This is a genomic window from Ruthenibacterium intestinale, assembly GCF_040096265.1.
Lineage (GTDB): Bacteria > Bacillota > Clostridia > Oscillospirales > Ruminococcaceae > Ruthenibacterium > Ruthenibacterium komagatae.
Map to the genome: position 1 here is coordinate 1 of NZ_JBBMFA010000048.1, position 14,274 is coordinate 14,274.

The following is a 14,274-nucleotide window of genomic DNA, read 5'->3' on the forward strand; positions in this document are numbered from 1 at the left end:
CAACGCCTTTAGGCGTGGCTAGTATTTTAGGGCTTTGCCCGCTTCTGAAGAACCACCAGCTTCGCTGGTGGGTTACTTTTTTATTTTAAGAATCCTTCAATGATTTTTTCCTCAGCCTGTTCTTCGGTCAGACCCAGTGTGCACAGCTTCAGAATTTGTTCGCCTGCAATCTTTCCGATGGCGGCCTCGTGAATCAAAGCTGCGTCTACATGAGAAGCATCCAGGGAAGGCGTAGCGGTTACTGTACCCTGTTCCGCAAGAATCGCATCGCATTCCGAGTGGCCGGTACAGCGTGTCTTTCCGTGAATTTTGGAAGAAAACTCTTGATGTGACTGTCCGCGTGCCACGGAACGGGAAATCAAATCCACACCGGAATCTTTCCCTTGAAGAGTTACCTCAAAATCGGTGGTAGCCGTCTCGGTACCGGTGGTCATGATGCGTTCCCGCACAACCATTTTAGACCGGGGTCCCAACGTTCCCGTCGTTTTCCGAGTTGAGTGATCCACGCCGGAAATTTGCACAGTATCCATTTCCAGATAGGAACCTTCGCCCAGAGTCACGTCCGTAACCGGGTCAATGGTGCGGCTGCCGTTTCCTTTGCCCGTTCCAATGTGCTTTTCTTTGTAAAGAACACGGGCGTTTTTGCCCAGGATAAAACGATGAATTCCGTTGTGACGAGCTTCTTCTTCACCGTCGGAATGAACACCGCATCCGGCGACAATGGTCACGTCAGCATTTTCCCCAACGAAAAAGTCATTGTAAACCAGGTCATCTACATTGCTGTGGGTGACACAAGCGGGAATATAGACCGTTTCATTTTTGGTTCCTGGAGCAATGTGAATCTCCAAACCCGGAAGTCCTTGTTTGGATTCAATGCGAATGTTTTTGGTGGACTGACGTCCGGCACATTGTCCGTCTTCGCGAATATTATAAGCACCTTGAAAGCTCCCTGTAAAATCGGACACAAGATGCAGCAGCTGATCGGTGATTTCATTCATGTCAAACACCTTCTTTCTCAAGCGGGCAGAGAGCGGCATGCTCGTCATTCAAAAGAGAAGGAAGAACCGTTTCGCGCGGTCCCATCGTGCGAACCTTTCCGTCTGCGAGCACAATGATTTCATCCGCAATGGACAAAATCCTTTCTTGATGAGAAATGATCAGGAGTGTTCCGCGCTGATTTCGGCGCAGCTCCTGGAATGTTTCTACGAGACGGGTGAAACTCCAAAGATCGATGCCGGCCTCCGGCTCGTCAAAGATAGAGAGCTGTGCTGAACGAGCCAGCACCGTGGCAATTTCGATTCGTTTGGCCTCACCGCCCGACAGGGAGGCGTTCATCTCGCGGTGAATATACTCATTGGCGCAAAGACCTACTTTCCCCAGAAGTGCGCAGAGCTCACCGTCTGTAAGACGACCGCCAGCGGCAAGTTCCAGTAAATCCCGGACAGTAAGGCCTTTGAAACGAACGGGCTGCTGGAACGCAAAAGCAATTCCCAAACGTGCGCGTTGAGTAATATCCAATGCGGTAATATCCGCACCATTCAAAAGGATGCGGCCACTGGAGGGCTGCGCGAGTCCGGCAATCAACTTGGCAAGGGAAGTTTTTCCGCCGCCGTTGGGGCCGGTGACAGCAATCAGTTTTCCGCTTTGCAGAGAAAGGTCCAGATCACGGATTACTTCTGCGCCGTCCGGAATACTCCAGGACAAATGTTCAATTTTTAGAATTTCAGACGATGTGCTCATTGGAACTCCTTTACATTCAAGGCGCGTGCAGCATTTAAGATAGCAATAACTGCAACGCCGACATCCGCAAATACCGCTTCCCACATATTGGCCATGCCGAAAGCGCCTAACAACAGGAACAAACCTTTAATTCCCAGTGCGATTATAATATTTTGTCGGACAATTCGCAAGGTCTTTTTGGAAATACGAATAGCAGTGCTGATTTTGGAAGGGGCGTCATCCATCAGGACAATATCTGCTGCTTCAATGGCGGCATCGGAACCAAGACCGCCCATGGCAATGCCGATGTCCGCACGAGAGAGAACCGGCGCGTCATTGATACCGTCGCCTATGAAGGCGAGTTTTTTATTGGGGGCTTTTTCTGCCAGAAGACGCTCGACAATTTCAACTTTATCTGCCGGTAAAAGCTGCGCATGAACTTCGTCCAGTCCGAGTTGACGGGCTACTGCTTCTCCCACTGCACGACTGTCTCCGGTCAGCATCACGGTTTTTTGAATCCCGGCTTTTTTCAGCAGACAAATCGCGTCAGCGGCATCGGGCTTTACTTCGTCTGCAATCACGATTTGTCCCCAATAAACACCATCAACGGCCAGATAGACGATTGTGCCAAGTGAATCGCAGGGCGGAACAGAGATTTTGCATTCTTCCATCAATTTGGCATTTCCGGCTGCTACTGTTCGACCGTCAACACAGGCAGTCACTCCATGTCCTGCAATTTCATGAACATTTGTCACACGGCTGGAATCAAGCGGGGCTGTACAGGCGTTCTGCAAAGACAGGGAAATGGGGTGTTTTGAGTAAATTTCTGCAAGGGCGGCCATTTCCAGCAGATCCTGAGCGGCAATGCCGTTTTGCGGGTGAATTTCCGTTACCTGGAAAGTGCCCTTGGTCAAGGTGCCGGTCTTGTCAAACACCATCACATCGGTTTGTGCAAGAGCTTCCAGATAATTGCCGCCTTTTACGAGAATACCGCAGCGGGATGCTCCGCCAATCCCGCCGAAAAAGCTCAGCGGAATGGAAATTACCAGAGCGCAAGGGCAAGAGATGACCAGGAAGATCAGTGCACGTTCGATCCAATCTGTCCAAATACCACCGAAGAAAAGCGGCGGGAAAATCGCAAGCAGCACTGCGGCAATCACCACACAGGGAGTGTACCAGCGTGCAAACTTGGTGATGAAATGTTCGGCTTTGGCTTTTTTGCTGCTTGCATTTTCCACAAGATCCAAAATTTTGGAAACAGTCGACTCACCGAATTCTTTGGTGACTGTAATGTGCAGAACCCCGCTTAAATTGACACAGCCGCTGATTACTTCATTCCCGGCAGAAGCACTGCGGGGAACCGATTCACCGGTCAGCGCGGATGTATCAATGGTGGAAGTACCATCTGAAATGATTCCATCGAGGGGAATTTTCTCGCCCGGCTGCACGACAATTGTATCGCCGGGGCGTACCTCTTCGGGGTCCACTTGGGTCAGTTTTCCATCCCGTTCAATGTTGGCATAGTCCGGCCGGATATCCATGAGCTGTGCAATGGATTGGCGCGAACGGGAAACAGCATAACTTTGGAACAGTTCACCAACCTGGTAAAACAGCATGACGCCAACCGCTTCGGCATAGTCATGGGTCTTGATGACTCCCAGTATCAAAGCACCGATGGTGGCGATCACCATCAAAAAATTTTCGTCAAAAATTTGGCCGTGAAGAATATTTCGGATAGCTTTCCACAAAACGTCCCATCCAATTACAAAATAGGGGACAAGAAAAGCCGCAAGCTGAAAAGGGCCGGATAAGGGGAGCATCAATGCAAGTACAAAAAGAATGGCACTGATCAAAATGCGTGTCAAAAGTTTTCGTTGTTTTTTTGTCATAAAGCATTCTCCTTTACGGAAGCTTGGAAAAATGCCGGGCTTTCGTCAAAAGCCCGGCTCCCGTTACAGTTTAATTTCACAATCGGGCTCTATGCGTTTGCACGCTTTGACCACATTCTTCATGATTTCGTCAAAGCGTGTATCCTCTGCCTCAATAGTCAGTTTTTGCGCCAGAAAACTGATGCTGGCAGATTGTACCCCGTCCAGCTTTTGAATGGCATCTTCCATTTTTTGAGCACAGTGCGCGCAATCGAGATCGACCAGTTTGAATGTTTTTTTCATAAGTGACACTCTCCTTGCTTATTCTTCAATATGTTCCATCCCTTGACCGATGATTCTCCGCACATGATCATCGGCAAGAGAATAAAAGACGGTTTTTCCTTCTCGGCGGAACTTTACCAGCTTTGAATTCTTTAATACGCGCAGCTGATGTGAAACGGCGGTTTGGCTCAGCCCTAGAAGCTGTGCAATATCGCATACACAAAGCTCGGCTTCAAAAAGCGCATACAAAATGCGGATACGAGTGGAGTCGCCGAACACTTTAAATAACTCTGCGAGATCATACAAAGTTTCGTCCGGAGGCATCAGGGACATGACTTTTTGAACCGTATCTTCATGTACGTATAAAAAACCGCAGCGCTCAACTTCCGGGTAAGCGGCAGACTCAGACATTTGATACATCCTTTCATATGAATATCTGTTCATATGTTAATCCTAAAAAACTGGTTTGTCAACCCCGAGAAATATAAAAAAGCGAAAGCCGGTAAGGCTTTCGCTTTGAGCGTGGTTTATTCGTGCAGGAGAAGTGGGGCCAGGATGCGGTATACGTAGGTGCACGCAAGTACCGCATTGTATCCACACATCAGTGCAATATACAATTTCCGATTTCGGCTTTTTTTGATGTGCTGACTGAAGGAAAAGATAAACGCACCAGATACGGCAGCTGCGGCGATATCTGCAAAGGCAACAGCAACCTGAGGAGCAAACCCGAAAAAGGGCACACGGCCCAAATAGAAAACAGCCACAGCAAAAAGGTGAATAAAGGGAACCAGAAAAAGCGGCGTGACGCCGAGAGCGTAGTCCGATTGCTGAGCGCGGATAAACACTACGATCAGGCACAGCATAATCGCCAGAATTGCAATGCTTTCGGTTATCAAAATGTCACCTCAAATCCTTTTTAATAACGCGTCTATTTTACATGAAAAAAAGAAAAACGTCTACAGGTTCTGAAAAAAACTCTTGACGAATTGGAAAAAATCCATATAATAGATAAAGACGCGATTATGCTACTGTGGCTCAGCAGGTAGAGCAGCTCACTCGTAATGAGCAGGTCGTCCGTTCGAATCGGATCAGTAGCTCCAGAAAAGACTCGGCTTTGTGCCGGGTCTTTTTTGTTTTACAGTTTAAAATCATCGGCAGTAAAGCTTGGCATCGGAGGGCGCCTTTTGGGAATTCGCCGAAGCGGGTCGTATGAGAATGAACGACAGTGAAATGTATTTTCCACAATGCCTTTTTTTTGACAGTAAAACATTCCGGAATCTTGCGAAGGGCGGCTGAAAACGCAGTATTCACAGGATGGCTGAATCGTCGCGCCGAACAAAGGTTTATTTCTGGAAAAAATGGACATGTTTGAATCCCCGTTCCTCAAAGATGATCTCATTATACTCCATTTGACTGGGAAGGTAAACTTGAAAAATTTTTTCGGTGACATGTGATCATAACGCACAAAAGAAAAAAGATGCAGATCACATCGAGTGGCATTCTGAAAGCAAACAGAGAAGGAATGGCGGTACTGGCAGTCTGTGCATTTGGGAAGAAGTAAAGCAATGCTTTTAAAAGCAGTAATGAAAGAAATGCATGAGGAATTCTGGAAACCAAAAGCGCTTTTAAAGAAAAGTGCGCGCATGTAAGTGAGCGCACCTGCAGAAAAACCGAAAATCCCATGAAGCTTAACGCAAGATCGCACAGTGTAAGGCGGGCTGCAACGGCAGATGCTCCGGCTCGGCAGGCGTTGGTGACTTCCAGAGGCAGAGTTAATAAGAATCTGGGAAGAGTGGGGAGCGTAGCGGGAGCCAGCATTTCCGCCAGAAAAGAAAATAGAATGATATACCCGCATAAAATGCTGGTAGAAAAGACCGCTTTTTCAATCGCGTTCGGAATTCCTCTCGGAAGCGTTTTGGGCAAGGATAGAGAGGAAAGAGAAACGCCGGTTCGCGATGCTTTCGATATACGGAAAAACGCTCCGCAGATTAAAGAAGCACTTACCTGTGAAAGAAAAAGAAGCCAGCCAGCAAAGACGGAGTGGAGCATTACGGCGCCTACACTCCCAACGATAAATGCAGGACTTGATCCGATGCAGCAGACCAGCAGACGCTCTGCTTCCTGCTTGGTCAATTCTCCGGCTTCATAGAGTTGTTCTACAGCGCTTGCTCCGGCGGCAAAGCCGCCCAGCAGACCGCACAGAAGTGCTCCGGCCGCTTTTCGTGATGGAATCCCCAGGCATTTTGTATAAGGGGAAAGAGGAGCACCCAGCGGTCCGGCAAGTGGGCTTTCCAGAAGCAGCCGGGATAGCACAAGGAATGGAAACAGACTTGGTATGATGACCTGACAGCAAAGAGAAAGCCCCTGCAGTGCTCCTTTCATGGCACGCTGCGGCTCGACCAGAAGCACAATTACCATTGCCAGAATCGCACTGGCCGACAAAAAATCAATTGTCTTATGAAAAAATGACTTCCGATTCATAAATATCTCCTCCTGTTCGATATAGATATATGACGGGCAACAAAAAAATAACAGGGAGGCTGCGTATGGGAAGACAGAACAAGAAGTGTGAAAAATTCTCTTTCAAGCGCGCTTTCGGTGTCACAGATGGAGGAGCGCAGAACGCATTGTACGGGCAGCCGGTTTTGCATATCAACTGCAATGGCTTCTTCGAAGTCGAAAATTGCAGGGGAATCATCCAATATGATATCAATCATCTGAAATTGGATATGGGGCGTCAAGCAGTTACGATCGAAGGGGAGGGAATCCAGGTGGATACTTTCCAGAAAAAGCTGATCACTGTCAGGGGAACATTGTTTTCGCTCTGCTTTTCGGAAAAGGAGAGATGAAACATGCATAAAAAACATCTATACGTAGGAACCGTAGAATTTGAGCTGGTCGGCGGTTTGGGGGAACGTTTTTTTAACCAGTGCGCACAGCAGAGCCTTTGTGTGGAAAAGATTCGTCCAACCGCGACGGGATTTCTGGCCCAAACACATTTGCGGACTTATAGGCGTCTGCGAAAAATAGCCCGGGCGAATAAGTGCAGAATTCATGTCGTCAAACGTAAAGGCGTGAGCTTTTTTCTTGCCGGTTATCGCCGGCACTGGAGCATTGTTATCGGGCTTGTTCTGGCTGCTGCTTTGTTTGCTTGCGGAAGACAGCTGATCTGGAACATTTCTTTTGTGGATTTTTCGAATGCGGAGCAGCTTGAAATGCGTAAAGAACTGGCAGGGTATGGGATATACGAAGGTGCTGTGGCGGATGAAAATTATCTGGAATCCGTTGCAGCGCAGATATTTGTTGCACGTGATGATTTGAGCTGGGTCCGTTTGAATTTTATTCACGGTCGCTTGGAAGTGGAAAAAGTAGACCGAACACAACAGCCGGAGATGCAGGAGAAAGCACTGACGGAAATTGTAGCTGCCTGCGATGGGATTATTCTTCGTCAGGAAATTGATGGCGGTTTTGCACAGAAGCAGGCGGGACAATCGGTAGCGCAAGGGGAAGTTCTGGTCAGTGGATGTACGGTTGGAAAAACCGGCGCATTGCTGTATGGGAGAGCGGCGGCAAGAATTTATGCGCAAATCGAAAAGGAATATCAGGTTACACAGCCACTGAAGGTTTCCGCACAAATGCCGGGGCGCATCATTGGCCGTGAAAGCCGTTTTTTGATTGCAGGGCACGCATTCAGCCTGCCAAAATCTTCTTCCGCACAGGCCACACGGTTTCAGCAAACGTCTCTTTCTGCTTTGTCTATAGGCGGGCTTCATTTTCCTGCGACCATTGAGACAACATTGTATCGGGAGGTCCAAAATATTGAATGTGAACTTTCACCGGATTTGGCCCAGGCGATTGCGGAACAAAAAATTTATCAATCCGTTTCAAGCCAGTTCGAAAGTTATAAAATTTTGGACCGCTCGACTCAGATAGAGAAAAGTGAAGATTCCATCACCGTTCGGATGCGCTTAACAATGGAAACAGATATTGCAAAAACAGTACCGTTTTCCGGATTTGCAGGAAATGCAGAAAAAGATGATGAAAATTTGTAGAGGTTGTGCACAAAATACTATTTAAAATTTTGATAAATATGCTATAATAAAATCAAACTCGACAAATGGCAGGGGTGTTTGAATGGCAGAGCAGCTGCTGGAAGTGGATTGCATGGATACCGCGCTCGCAATTTTTGGAAATTGCGACGAAAACATCAAGTTGTTGGAACAGGCGTTTCATGTGACGGCGGTCTGCCGGGGTACGCAGATCAAGTTTTCCGGAGACGAAGAAGGCGTGATGAAAGCGGCGAAGGCTGTAGATTCCATGCTGACGCTTCGGGAGAACGGCACGCCTTTGGAAGAACAAACTGTTCGGTATTGCATCTCTTTGGCTGCTTCCGGAGACGAAGGTAAAATAAAAGAATTGACGGGGGATTTTATTGCCATCACGGCCAAAGGAAGGCCGATCCGGCCCAAAACCCTGGGGCAGAAAGCTTATATTCAGGCGATTTCTAAAAACGCAATTACGTTTGGGGTTGGTCCAGCCGGTACAGGCAAAACGTACCTGGCAGTTGCAATGGCGGTCAAAGCCTTTAAGGCGCACGAGGTAAGCAGAATCATTTTGACGCGGCCGGCGGTAGAAGCCGGGGAAAAACTTGGCTTTTTGCCGGGTGACTTGCAGAATAAGGTGGATCCTTATTTGCGCCCTTTGTACGATGCGCTGTTCGATATGCTGGGAGCAGAAAAATATCAGGGACTTTTGGAAAAACAACTGATCGAAGTGGCCCCGCTGGCCTACATGCGCGGCCGAACGCTGGACGATGCATTTATCATTTTGGATGAGGCACAAAATACCAGCCCGGAACAGATGAAAATGTTTTTAACGCGTATGGGTGCCGGGTCCAAAGTAGTTGTTACAGGCGATGTAACGCAAATCGACCTGCCGGACAAGGCGCGTTCCGGCTTGGTGGATGCCTTGGCTGTTTTGAAACAGGTTCAGGGAATCGCCATGATGTACTTTTCGGAAAAAGATGTGGTGCGCCATCGTTTGGTGCAGGATATTATCAAGGCGTATGATAAAGCGCGTTCAGCGCGGAATAAACGATCATAAGAAAGGAAGAGCGGAACATGTCTCACAAAGTGTACATTACCAACGATCAGAACAAAGTAAAAGTCCCTTCTGGGCTGCGTATCCTGATTCGTCGTGCTTGTCATGCTGTTTTGGAGTATGAGCATTTTGAAGGCTCCGCCGAAATCAGTGTGACGTTTGTGGACAATGAAAAAATTGCACAGCTGAACGAGCAATATCGCAATAAACCTCAGGCGACAGATGTTTTAAGTTTTCCCTTGGGTGAGAACGGCAATTATGACATCAACCAGGAAACGGGAGCCGCTATGCTTGGTGATATTGTGATTTCCATGGAACGCGCTATGGAACAGGCGGAGTTGTACGGCCATTCTCTGCAGCGCGAGGTCGCTTTTTTGACGGTTCATTCCATGTTCCATCTGCTGGGCTATGACCATGAATGCGGCGGACTTGAGGCAGTAAGAATGCGTGAGAAGGAAGAAGCTACACTGATTCAGTTGGGCCTTCCGCGGACTGTTTCATACAGCGCCGATCAGGTGTAAGCGATGAAGCACCGTTTCATCGATAGTTTTATTTATGCGGCGCAAGGGATACGTGCTGCCGTTCAACAGGAACGGAACATGCGTTTTCATCTGTGCGCCGCCTTTTATGTCTATTTGTTTTCTTTGTTTTACGACTTTACGTCGACGCAGTATGCACTGATTACCATCATGGTGGTTGGCGTAATGGCGCTGGAACTGGTAAATTCCAGCATCGAGCGAGTGATGGAGCGGCCAGCGCCGGAGCGTTATCGCACGGCCGGCGTGGTCAAGGACATGGCCGCCGGGGCTGTTCTGATTTTTAGCATTGGATGCGCAGTAGCCGGCGTATTTTTATTCTGGAACGTTCCCGTTTTTGAAAGAATTTTAGGCTATTTTGCAGAACATCCGGTACTGCTTTTGTTGCTGCTGGCAACCTTGCCGGTGGCTTGGCGCTTTGTGTTTGGAAAAAAAGGAGAGAAATAATTGCAGAGCTTTGATACAAAATCAATTTTTGTAGCGTTAGTGGGCCGCCCCAATGTGGGAAAATCGTCGCTGTTAAATCTTTTGGTAGGAGAAAAAGTGGCGATTGTAACGTCTAAGCCCCAGACGACCCGTACGCGTATCACGGGGATTCTGACCAGAGGAAAGACACAGTTTGTGTTTTTGGATACTCCGGGAATACACAAGCCGCGTACAAAACTGGGAGAACGGATGACCAAGACGACAACGGATTCTGTAGCCGAAGTAGATGTGGCGGTCATGCTTTTTGAACCCTATGGAGAGTTGACGGAAGCAGAACGTGCGCTTGTTGAAGATCTGCGTGCGAAAAAGCTGCCGGCATATGCTGCCGTGAATAAGACAGATACGCTGAAGCAATCTTCTGATTTTGAAGTGCGCAAAGAGTTTTTGTCTTCATTGAAGGTGTTTGAAGAGGTCCTTCCGCTTTCTGTGTATGACAAAAAAGGTGACCAGGCGCTATTGGATAAGCTTGAGAAATACGCGGTGGAAAGTCCGCACTATTTCCCGGATGATGCATATACGGACATGCCTGAGAAAGCGCTGGTGGCCGAAGTGGTACGGGAAAAGATGCTGCTTCATTTGTTTGATGAGATTCCGCATGGCACGGCAGTGACCGTGGAGCGTTTTAAAGAACGGGCGGATAAAAATATCATTGATATTGATATTAACATTTATTGCGAGAAGAAAAGTCATAAAGGGATCATCATTGGAAAAGGCGGGGCAATGCTGAAACAGATTGCCAGTGAAGCTCGTCTGGAGTGCGAGGAGTTCCTTGGCGCAAAAGTAAATCTGCAATGTTGGGTCAAAATCAAAGACGATTGGCGCGATAACGACTTCCTTTTGAATAATTTCGGATTCCGCCAATAAAGAACGATATTTGGACAAAGTTTCCGCACATAACTGCGGTAGAATGGTGAATCATAAATGCTGACAAGCGGAGGTGTTTCACCATGAGACAGCAGGATGGTTTTTGGAAACAGTTTGAAAGCACGGGTCAGATTCAGGACTATTTGCATTACAAAAAAGGCCCGGAGGCTGAAAACAAGGAGAACAGGAATGCAGACGATTACCAAAGGACTGGTTCTGCGGGCGACAAAGACCAATGAGGCGGATCGCGTGCTCTCTATTTTGACACCGGAGCAAGGAATCATCTCAGCAATGGCCAAAGGAGCTTTGCGGCTGAAAAACAAGTTGTTCAGCGGCACGGGGCTTTTTTGCTATTCCGAGTTTACGCTCTTCCAGGGGAAGAGTATGTACATTGTGGATGATGCACAGGTGCAGACTGTTTTTTACGGTATCCACGATGACATGGAAAATATGGCACTGGCAATGTATTTTTCGGAGTTGACCAGTGTGTTTTCGCCTGTGGATGAAGAGGCCAAAGAAATGCTTCGGCTGCTTTTAAACAGCTTTTATTTGATGAGCGAGCATAAGCGTTCGTCTTCTTTTTTGAAAGCCGTCTTTGAACTGCGGGCGCTTTCTTTGGCTGGCTATATGCCGGATTTGGTTGCTTGTGCGGATTGCGTTCGATATGAAGGCGGTCCGTTTTACTTTGATAAGCAAACATCTAAAATTTTTTGCTCTGACTGTGCCGGAAAACGGGGAGAGATATGTAATCTGGACCCTTCGGCACTGGCGGCAATGCGGCATATTGTATTCAGCAGTGATGAAAAGTTGTTTTCCTTTACATTGGGAAAAGAAAGCGAAAAACGGTTGGGAAAGGTGATTACAGATTATTTAAATACTTGTTTGGACAAACCTTTGAAAACCGCTGATTTTCTCAATACCATTCTTTCATAACTAAAGAGGTAATCATGCAAAAATACTTACAATCTTTGGAGTTTGATAAAATACTTGCACGTGCGTGTCATTTTGTAACCTGTCCGCAGGCACAGACGATGCTGGAGCAACAGTTACCCGGTGAAAATGCAGAACAAGTGCGTATGATGCTTTCACAGACAGATGCAATTGCGACACTCTTGATTAAAAACGGCTCAGCGCGTATTTCTAAAGTGGAAAATGTGGAAAAGATCGTTCGGCGTGCCGGTAAAGGCGGTGTGCTGAGCATGGGCGAACTGCTGGAAGTGGCTTGTACACTGCGCAATTTTCGCGAATTGGTGCAGTGGTACGGGCTGACTGACCATGAAAATTTACCGGTGGATGACTATTTTTATGCCATTACCCCACAACCGCAGTTGGAGAAAGCGATTACAGAAGCGATTGTATCACCAACAGAGATGGCTGATGGAGCAAGCAATACGCTGTATGACATCCGTCGGAGCATTCAAAGAGTGGAAAGTTCCATCCGTGATAAACTGGACGGTATCACGAAGTCGCAGACCATGGGAAAATACTTGCAGGATGCTGTCGTATCTCTGCGAAATGGACGCTTTGTTGTTCCGGTAAAAGCTGAATATCGAAGCGAAGTAGGCGGCGTGATTCATGACGTTTCTTCCAGTGGTTCTACATTGTTTGTGGAGCCGACGGCAGTTGTGGCAGCCAATGCAAAAATTTTGCAGCTGCGTAACCAGGAGCAGGCTGAAATTGAACGTATATTGTCCGCTTTTTCGGCACAGGTCGCGGACTTGGAGCCGATGTTTTCGCTTGCCTATGAATCAATGCTTCAACTGGATGTGCTTTTTGCAAAGGCAGAGTTGGCTTTGGAGCAGAAAGCGATGTGTCCTCAAGTACAAAGTGAACAATGCTTTTCTTTGGTTCGGGCACGACACCCGTTGATTGATCCGGGAAAAGTCGTTCCGGTAGATATTTCTCTGGGAGCCGGGTATGATACGCTGGTGATTACCGGGCCCAATACTGGCGGTAAGACCGTTACCTTAAAAACGGCTGGCTTGCTGAATTTGATGGCACAATATGGTTACTTAATTCCGGCGCACGAGTCCAGTACTGTCTGTGTGTTTGAGAATATTTTGGTGGATATTGGTGACGAACAGAGCATTGAACAAAGTTTGTCTACGTTTTCCGGGCATATTAAGAATATTACAGAAATTTTGAGCCAAGCAGGTACTGGAAGTCTTGTGTTGATGGACGAGCTTGGCGCAGGGACTGACCCGGCAGAAGGTGCAGCTCTGGCTGTTTCGATCGTCGAAGCTTTGCGTGATCGCGGCGCGAAGATTATGGCAACAACACACTATTCAGAGATGAAGGTTTTTGCTCTGGAGACACCCGGAGTTCAGAATGCCTCCTGCGAATTTGATGTGGAAACACTTCGTCCGACTTATAAATTAAGTGTTGGCGTACCAGGAAAGTCAAATGCGTTCCTCATCAGTGAGAAGTTAGGACTGGAAAAACAGGTTATCGAAAGAGCCAAAGCACACATGTCGGATGAGGACAAAAAATTTGATACCGTACTTTCTCAGCTGGAAGATTTGAAGATTCAGCTGAAAGAAGGGCAGGAGGAGATGGAACGTCTTCGCCATGCTGAAGAACATGCCCTGGAGCAGGCAAAAGAGAAACGCGCAAAGTTGATCGCGCAAGGCGAGGCTGAACTGGAAGCTGCACGAGAGAAGGCACGCACCATGGCACAGCAGGTGCAGAATGATGCATATCAATTGCTGGATGAGCTTCGTAAATTAGAGAAAGATCAAAAGCAGGCGGCTGGGCAGCGGGCGATTCGTGCAAGAGAAATCGCTCGAAAAGAGTCTGAAAAATTGTTTGTTCAATCGGACGTTGTCCATACGGCGGCTAAAGTCTTCACGCCGCTCAAAAGTGTGAAGCCGGGGCAGGAGGTATGGATCCCGGAATTGGATAAGACGGGCATTGTCATGTCCAATCCGGATCGAGACAACCTTGTTGAGATCCGGGCTGGAATTATCAAGACGAAAGTGCCTCTTTCGAAATTGGCGGCGCCGCAAAAGCAAAAGCCTGTGCCGCAGAAAAAATATCAGCCGCGAAGGAATTCTTCGGGCGGAAATCTGGATCGGGTTACACGCTCCGCCAGCATGGAGATTAACTTGCTTGGATTGACCGTAGAAGAAGCAATCCATGAGGCTGATAAGTTTATTGATAACGGTGTCATGAGCGGTCAGTCGACTTTGTATCTGATCCACGGAAAAGGAACAGGTGCGCTGAGAAAAGCTCTCCATGAACACCTTCGCAGACACCCCAATGTTCGTAGTTATCGGCTGGGCGCTTACGGAGAAGGCGAGTCAGGTGTCACGGTTGTTGAACTGAAATAATTTTTTGCAGCTGTCAATATTTAAAAAAGGGCAAAACGAATTTTCCAAAAAGGCAAAATGAAATTTCCAAAGTAGAATATGGAGAAATGA

At 47.6% G+C, this 14,274-nt stretch carries 16 protein-coding genes and 1 tRNA gene; 10 read left to right on the top strand and 7 right to left on the bottom strand.

Annotation, left to right across the window (positions count from 1 at the left end):
* Nucleotides 1–80: 80 nt before the first annotated feature.
* From WMO24_RS02480 to WMO24_RS02505, 6 genes are all read right to left on the bottom strand, one after another.
* The gene (locus WMO24_RS02480; protein WP_349214687.1) at nucleotides 81–998 is read right to left on the bottom strand and encodes a SufB/SufD family protein; all 918 of its coding nucleotides are present in this window, start codon (nucleotides 996–998) and stop codon (nucleotides 81–83) included.
* A gap of 1 nt (nucleotide 999) precedes the next feature.
* Complete coding sequence (locus WMO24_RS02485; protein ID WP_349214688.1) at nucleotides 1,000–1,740, bottom strand: ABC transporter ATP-binding protein; 741 nt, start codon at nucleotides 1,738–1,740, stop codon at nucleotides 1,000–1,002.
* Entirely contained in the window at nucleotides 1,737–3,608 is a 1,872-nt protein-coding gene (locus WMO24_RS02490; RefSeq protein ID WP_349214690.1) for a heavy metal translocating P-type ATPase, read from the bottom strand. Before WMO24_RS02490 ends, WMO24_RS02485 begins: the two co-directional genes overlap by 4 nt.
* Nucleotides 3,609–3,671: 63 nt before the next feature.
* Nucleotides 3,672–3,890 carry a heavy-metal-associated domain-containing protein gene (locus WMO24_RS02495; RefSeq protein ID WP_349214692.1) on the bottom strand — a complete coding sequence of 73 codons (219 nt, stop codon included), beginning with the start codon at nucleotides 3,888–3,890 and terminating at the stop codon, nucleotides 3,672–3,674.
* An 18-nt stretch (nucleotides 3,891–3,908) separates the two neighbouring features.
* Nucleotides 3,909–4,280, bottom strand: coding sequence for an ArsR/SmtB family transcription factor (locus WMO24_RS02500; protein WP_349214694.1), 372 nt, complete (start codon nucleotides 4,278–4,280; stop codon nucleotides 3,909–3,911).
* A 116-nt stretch (nucleotides 4,281–4,396) separates the two neighbouring features.
* On the bottom strand, nucleotides 4,397–4,765 hold the full coding sequence (locus WMO24_RS02505; RefSeq protein WP_349214696.1) for a hypothetical protein: 369 nt from the start codon (nucleotides 4,763–4,765) through the stop codon (nucleotides 4,397–4,399).
* Nucleotides 4,766–4,893: 128 nt separating this feature from the next.
* Here WMO24_RS02505 and WMO24_RS02510 point away from each other — a divergent pair.
* A tRNA-Thr gene (locus tag WMO24_RS02510) sits at nucleotides 4,894–4,969 on the top strand.
* Between the two features lie 298 nt (nucleotides 4,970–5,267).
* Here the strand turns inward: WMO24_RS02510 and WMO24_RS02515 are convergent.
* Entirely contained in the window at nucleotides 5,268–6,350 is a 1,083-nt protein-coding gene (locus WMO24_RS02515; RefSeq protein WP_349214698.1) for a hypothetical protein, read from the bottom strand.
* 65 nt (nucleotides 6,351–6,415) lie between these two features.
* Here WMO24_RS02515 and WMO24_RS02520 point away from each other — a divergent pair, with 65 nt between their 5' ends.
* From WMO24_RS02520 to WMO24_RS02560, 9 genes are all read left to right on the top strand, one after another.
* Nucleotides 6,416–6,718, top strand: a complete 303-nt coding sequence (locus WMO24_RS02520) for a YabP/YqfC family sporulation protein (protein ID WP_349214699.1) — start codon at nucleotides 6,416–6,418, stop codon at nucleotides 6,716–6,718.
* 3 nt (nucleotides 6,719–6,721) lie between these two features.
* Nucleotides 6,722–7,921, top strand: a complete 1,200-nt coding sequence (locus WMO24_RS02525) for a sporulation protein YqfD (protein ID WP_349214701.1) — start codon at nucleotides 6,722–6,724, stop codon at nucleotides 7,919–7,921.
* Nucleotides 7,922–8,003: 82 nt separating this feature from the next.
* Nucleotides 8,004–8,972: a PhoH family protein gene (locus tag WMO24_RS02530; RefSeq protein WP_349214702.1), complete on the top strand. Its 969-nt coding sequence runs from the start codon at nucleotides 8,004–8,006 to the stop codon at nucleotides 8,970–8,972.
* Nucleotides 8,973–8,989: 17 nt separating this feature from the next.
* The gene (gene ybeY / locus WMO24_RS02535) at nucleotides 8,990–9,490 is read left to right on the top strand and encodes an rRNA maturation RNase YbeY (RefSeq protein ID WP_349214704.1); all 501 of its coding nucleotides are present in this window, start codon (nucleotides 8,990–8,992) and stop codon (nucleotides 9,488–9,490) included.
* Nucleotides 9,491–9,493: 3 nt separating this feature from the next.
* Nucleotides 9,494–9,952: a diacylglycerol kinase family protein gene (locus WMO24_RS02540; protein ID WP_349214706.1), complete on the top strand. Its 459-nt coding sequence runs from the start codon at nucleotides 9,494–9,496 to the stop codon at nucleotides 9,950–9,952.
* Entirely contained in the window at nucleotides 9,953–10,855 is a 903-nt protein-coding gene (gene era / locus WMO24_RS02545; RefSeq protein ID WP_349214708.1) for a GTPase Era, read from the top strand.
* An 83-nt stretch (nucleotides 10,856–10,938) separates the two neighbouring features.
* The gene (locus WMO24_RS02550; protein ID WP_349214710.1) at nucleotides 10,939–11,094 is read left to right on the top strand and encodes a hypothetical protein; all 156 of its coding nucleotides are present in this window, start codon (nucleotides 10,939–10,941) and stop codon (nucleotides 11,092–11,094) included.
* Nucleotides 11,045–11,788, top strand: a complete 744-nt coding sequence (recO, locus tag WMO24_RS02555) for a DNA repair protein RecO (RefSeq protein ID WP_349214711.1) — start codon at nucleotides 11,045–11,047, stop codon at nucleotides 11,786–11,788. Before WMO24_RS02550 ends, recO begins: the two co-directional genes overlap by 50 nt.
* Nucleotides 11,789–11,799: 11 nt before the next feature.
* Nucleotides 11,800–14,184 carry an endonuclease MutS2 gene (locus WMO24_RS02560; protein ID WP_407882056.1) on the top strand — a complete coding sequence of 795 codons (2,385 nt, stop codon included), beginning with the start codon at nucleotides 11,800–11,802 and terminating at the stop codon, nucleotides 14,182–14,184.
* Nucleotides 14,185–14,274 lie beyond the last annotated feature (90 nt).

Bases quoted from the DNA above. Each gene is read 5' to 3' on its own strand.
- WMO24_RS02500 (WP_349214694.1), bottom strand. From the start codon at position 4,280: ATGTCTGAGTCTGCCGCTTACCCGGAAGTTGAGCGCTGCGGTTTTTTA.
- WMO24_RS02485 (WP_349214688.1), bottom strand. From the start codon at position 1,740: ATGAGCACATCGTCTGAAATTCTAAAAATTGAACATTTGTCCTGGAGT.
- WMO24_RS02525 (WP_349214701.1), top strand. From the start codon at position 6,722: ATGCATAAAAAACATCTATACGTAGGAACCGTAGAATTTGAGCTGGTC.
- WMO24_RS02550 (WP_349214710.1), top strand. From the start codon at position 10,939: ATGAGACAGCAGGATGGTTTTTGGAAACAGTTTGAAAGCACGGGTCAG.
- WMO24_RS02495 (WP_349214692.1), bottom strand. From the start codon at position 3,890: ATGAAAAAAACATTCAAACTGGTCGATCTCGATTGCGCGCACTGTGCT.
- WMO24_RS02520 (WP_349214699.1), top strand. From the start codon at position 6,416: ATGGGAAGACAGAACAAGAAGTGTGAAAAATTCTCTTTCAAGCGCGCT.
- WMO24_RS02540 (WP_349214706.1), top strand. From the start codon at position 9,494: ATGAAGCACCGTTTCATCGATAGTTTTATTTATGCGGCGCAAGGGATA.
- ybeY (WP_349214704.1), top strand. From the start codon at position 8,990: ATGTCTCACAAAGTGTACATTACCAACGATCAGAACAAAGTAAAAGTC.
- WMO24_RS02490 (WP_349214690.1), bottom strand. From the start codon at position 3,608: ATGACAAAAAAACAACGAAAACTTTTGACACGCATTTTGATCAGTGCC.
- WMO24_RS02515 (WP_349214698.1), bottom strand. From the start codon at position 6,350: ATGAATCGGAAGTCATTTTTTCATAAGACAATTGATTTTTTGTCGGCC.
- WMO24_RS02480 (WP_349214687.1), bottom strand. From the start codon at position 998: ATGAATGAAATCACCGATCAGCTGCTGCATCTTGTGTCCGATTTTACA.
- WMO24_RS02530 (WP_349214702.1), top strand. From the start codon at position 8,004: ATGGCAGAGCAGCTGCTGGAAGTGGATTGCATGGATACCGCGCTCGCA.
- recO (WP_349214711.1), top strand. From the start codon at position 11,045: ATGCAGACGATTACCAAAGGACTGGTTCTGCGGGCGACAAAGACCAAT.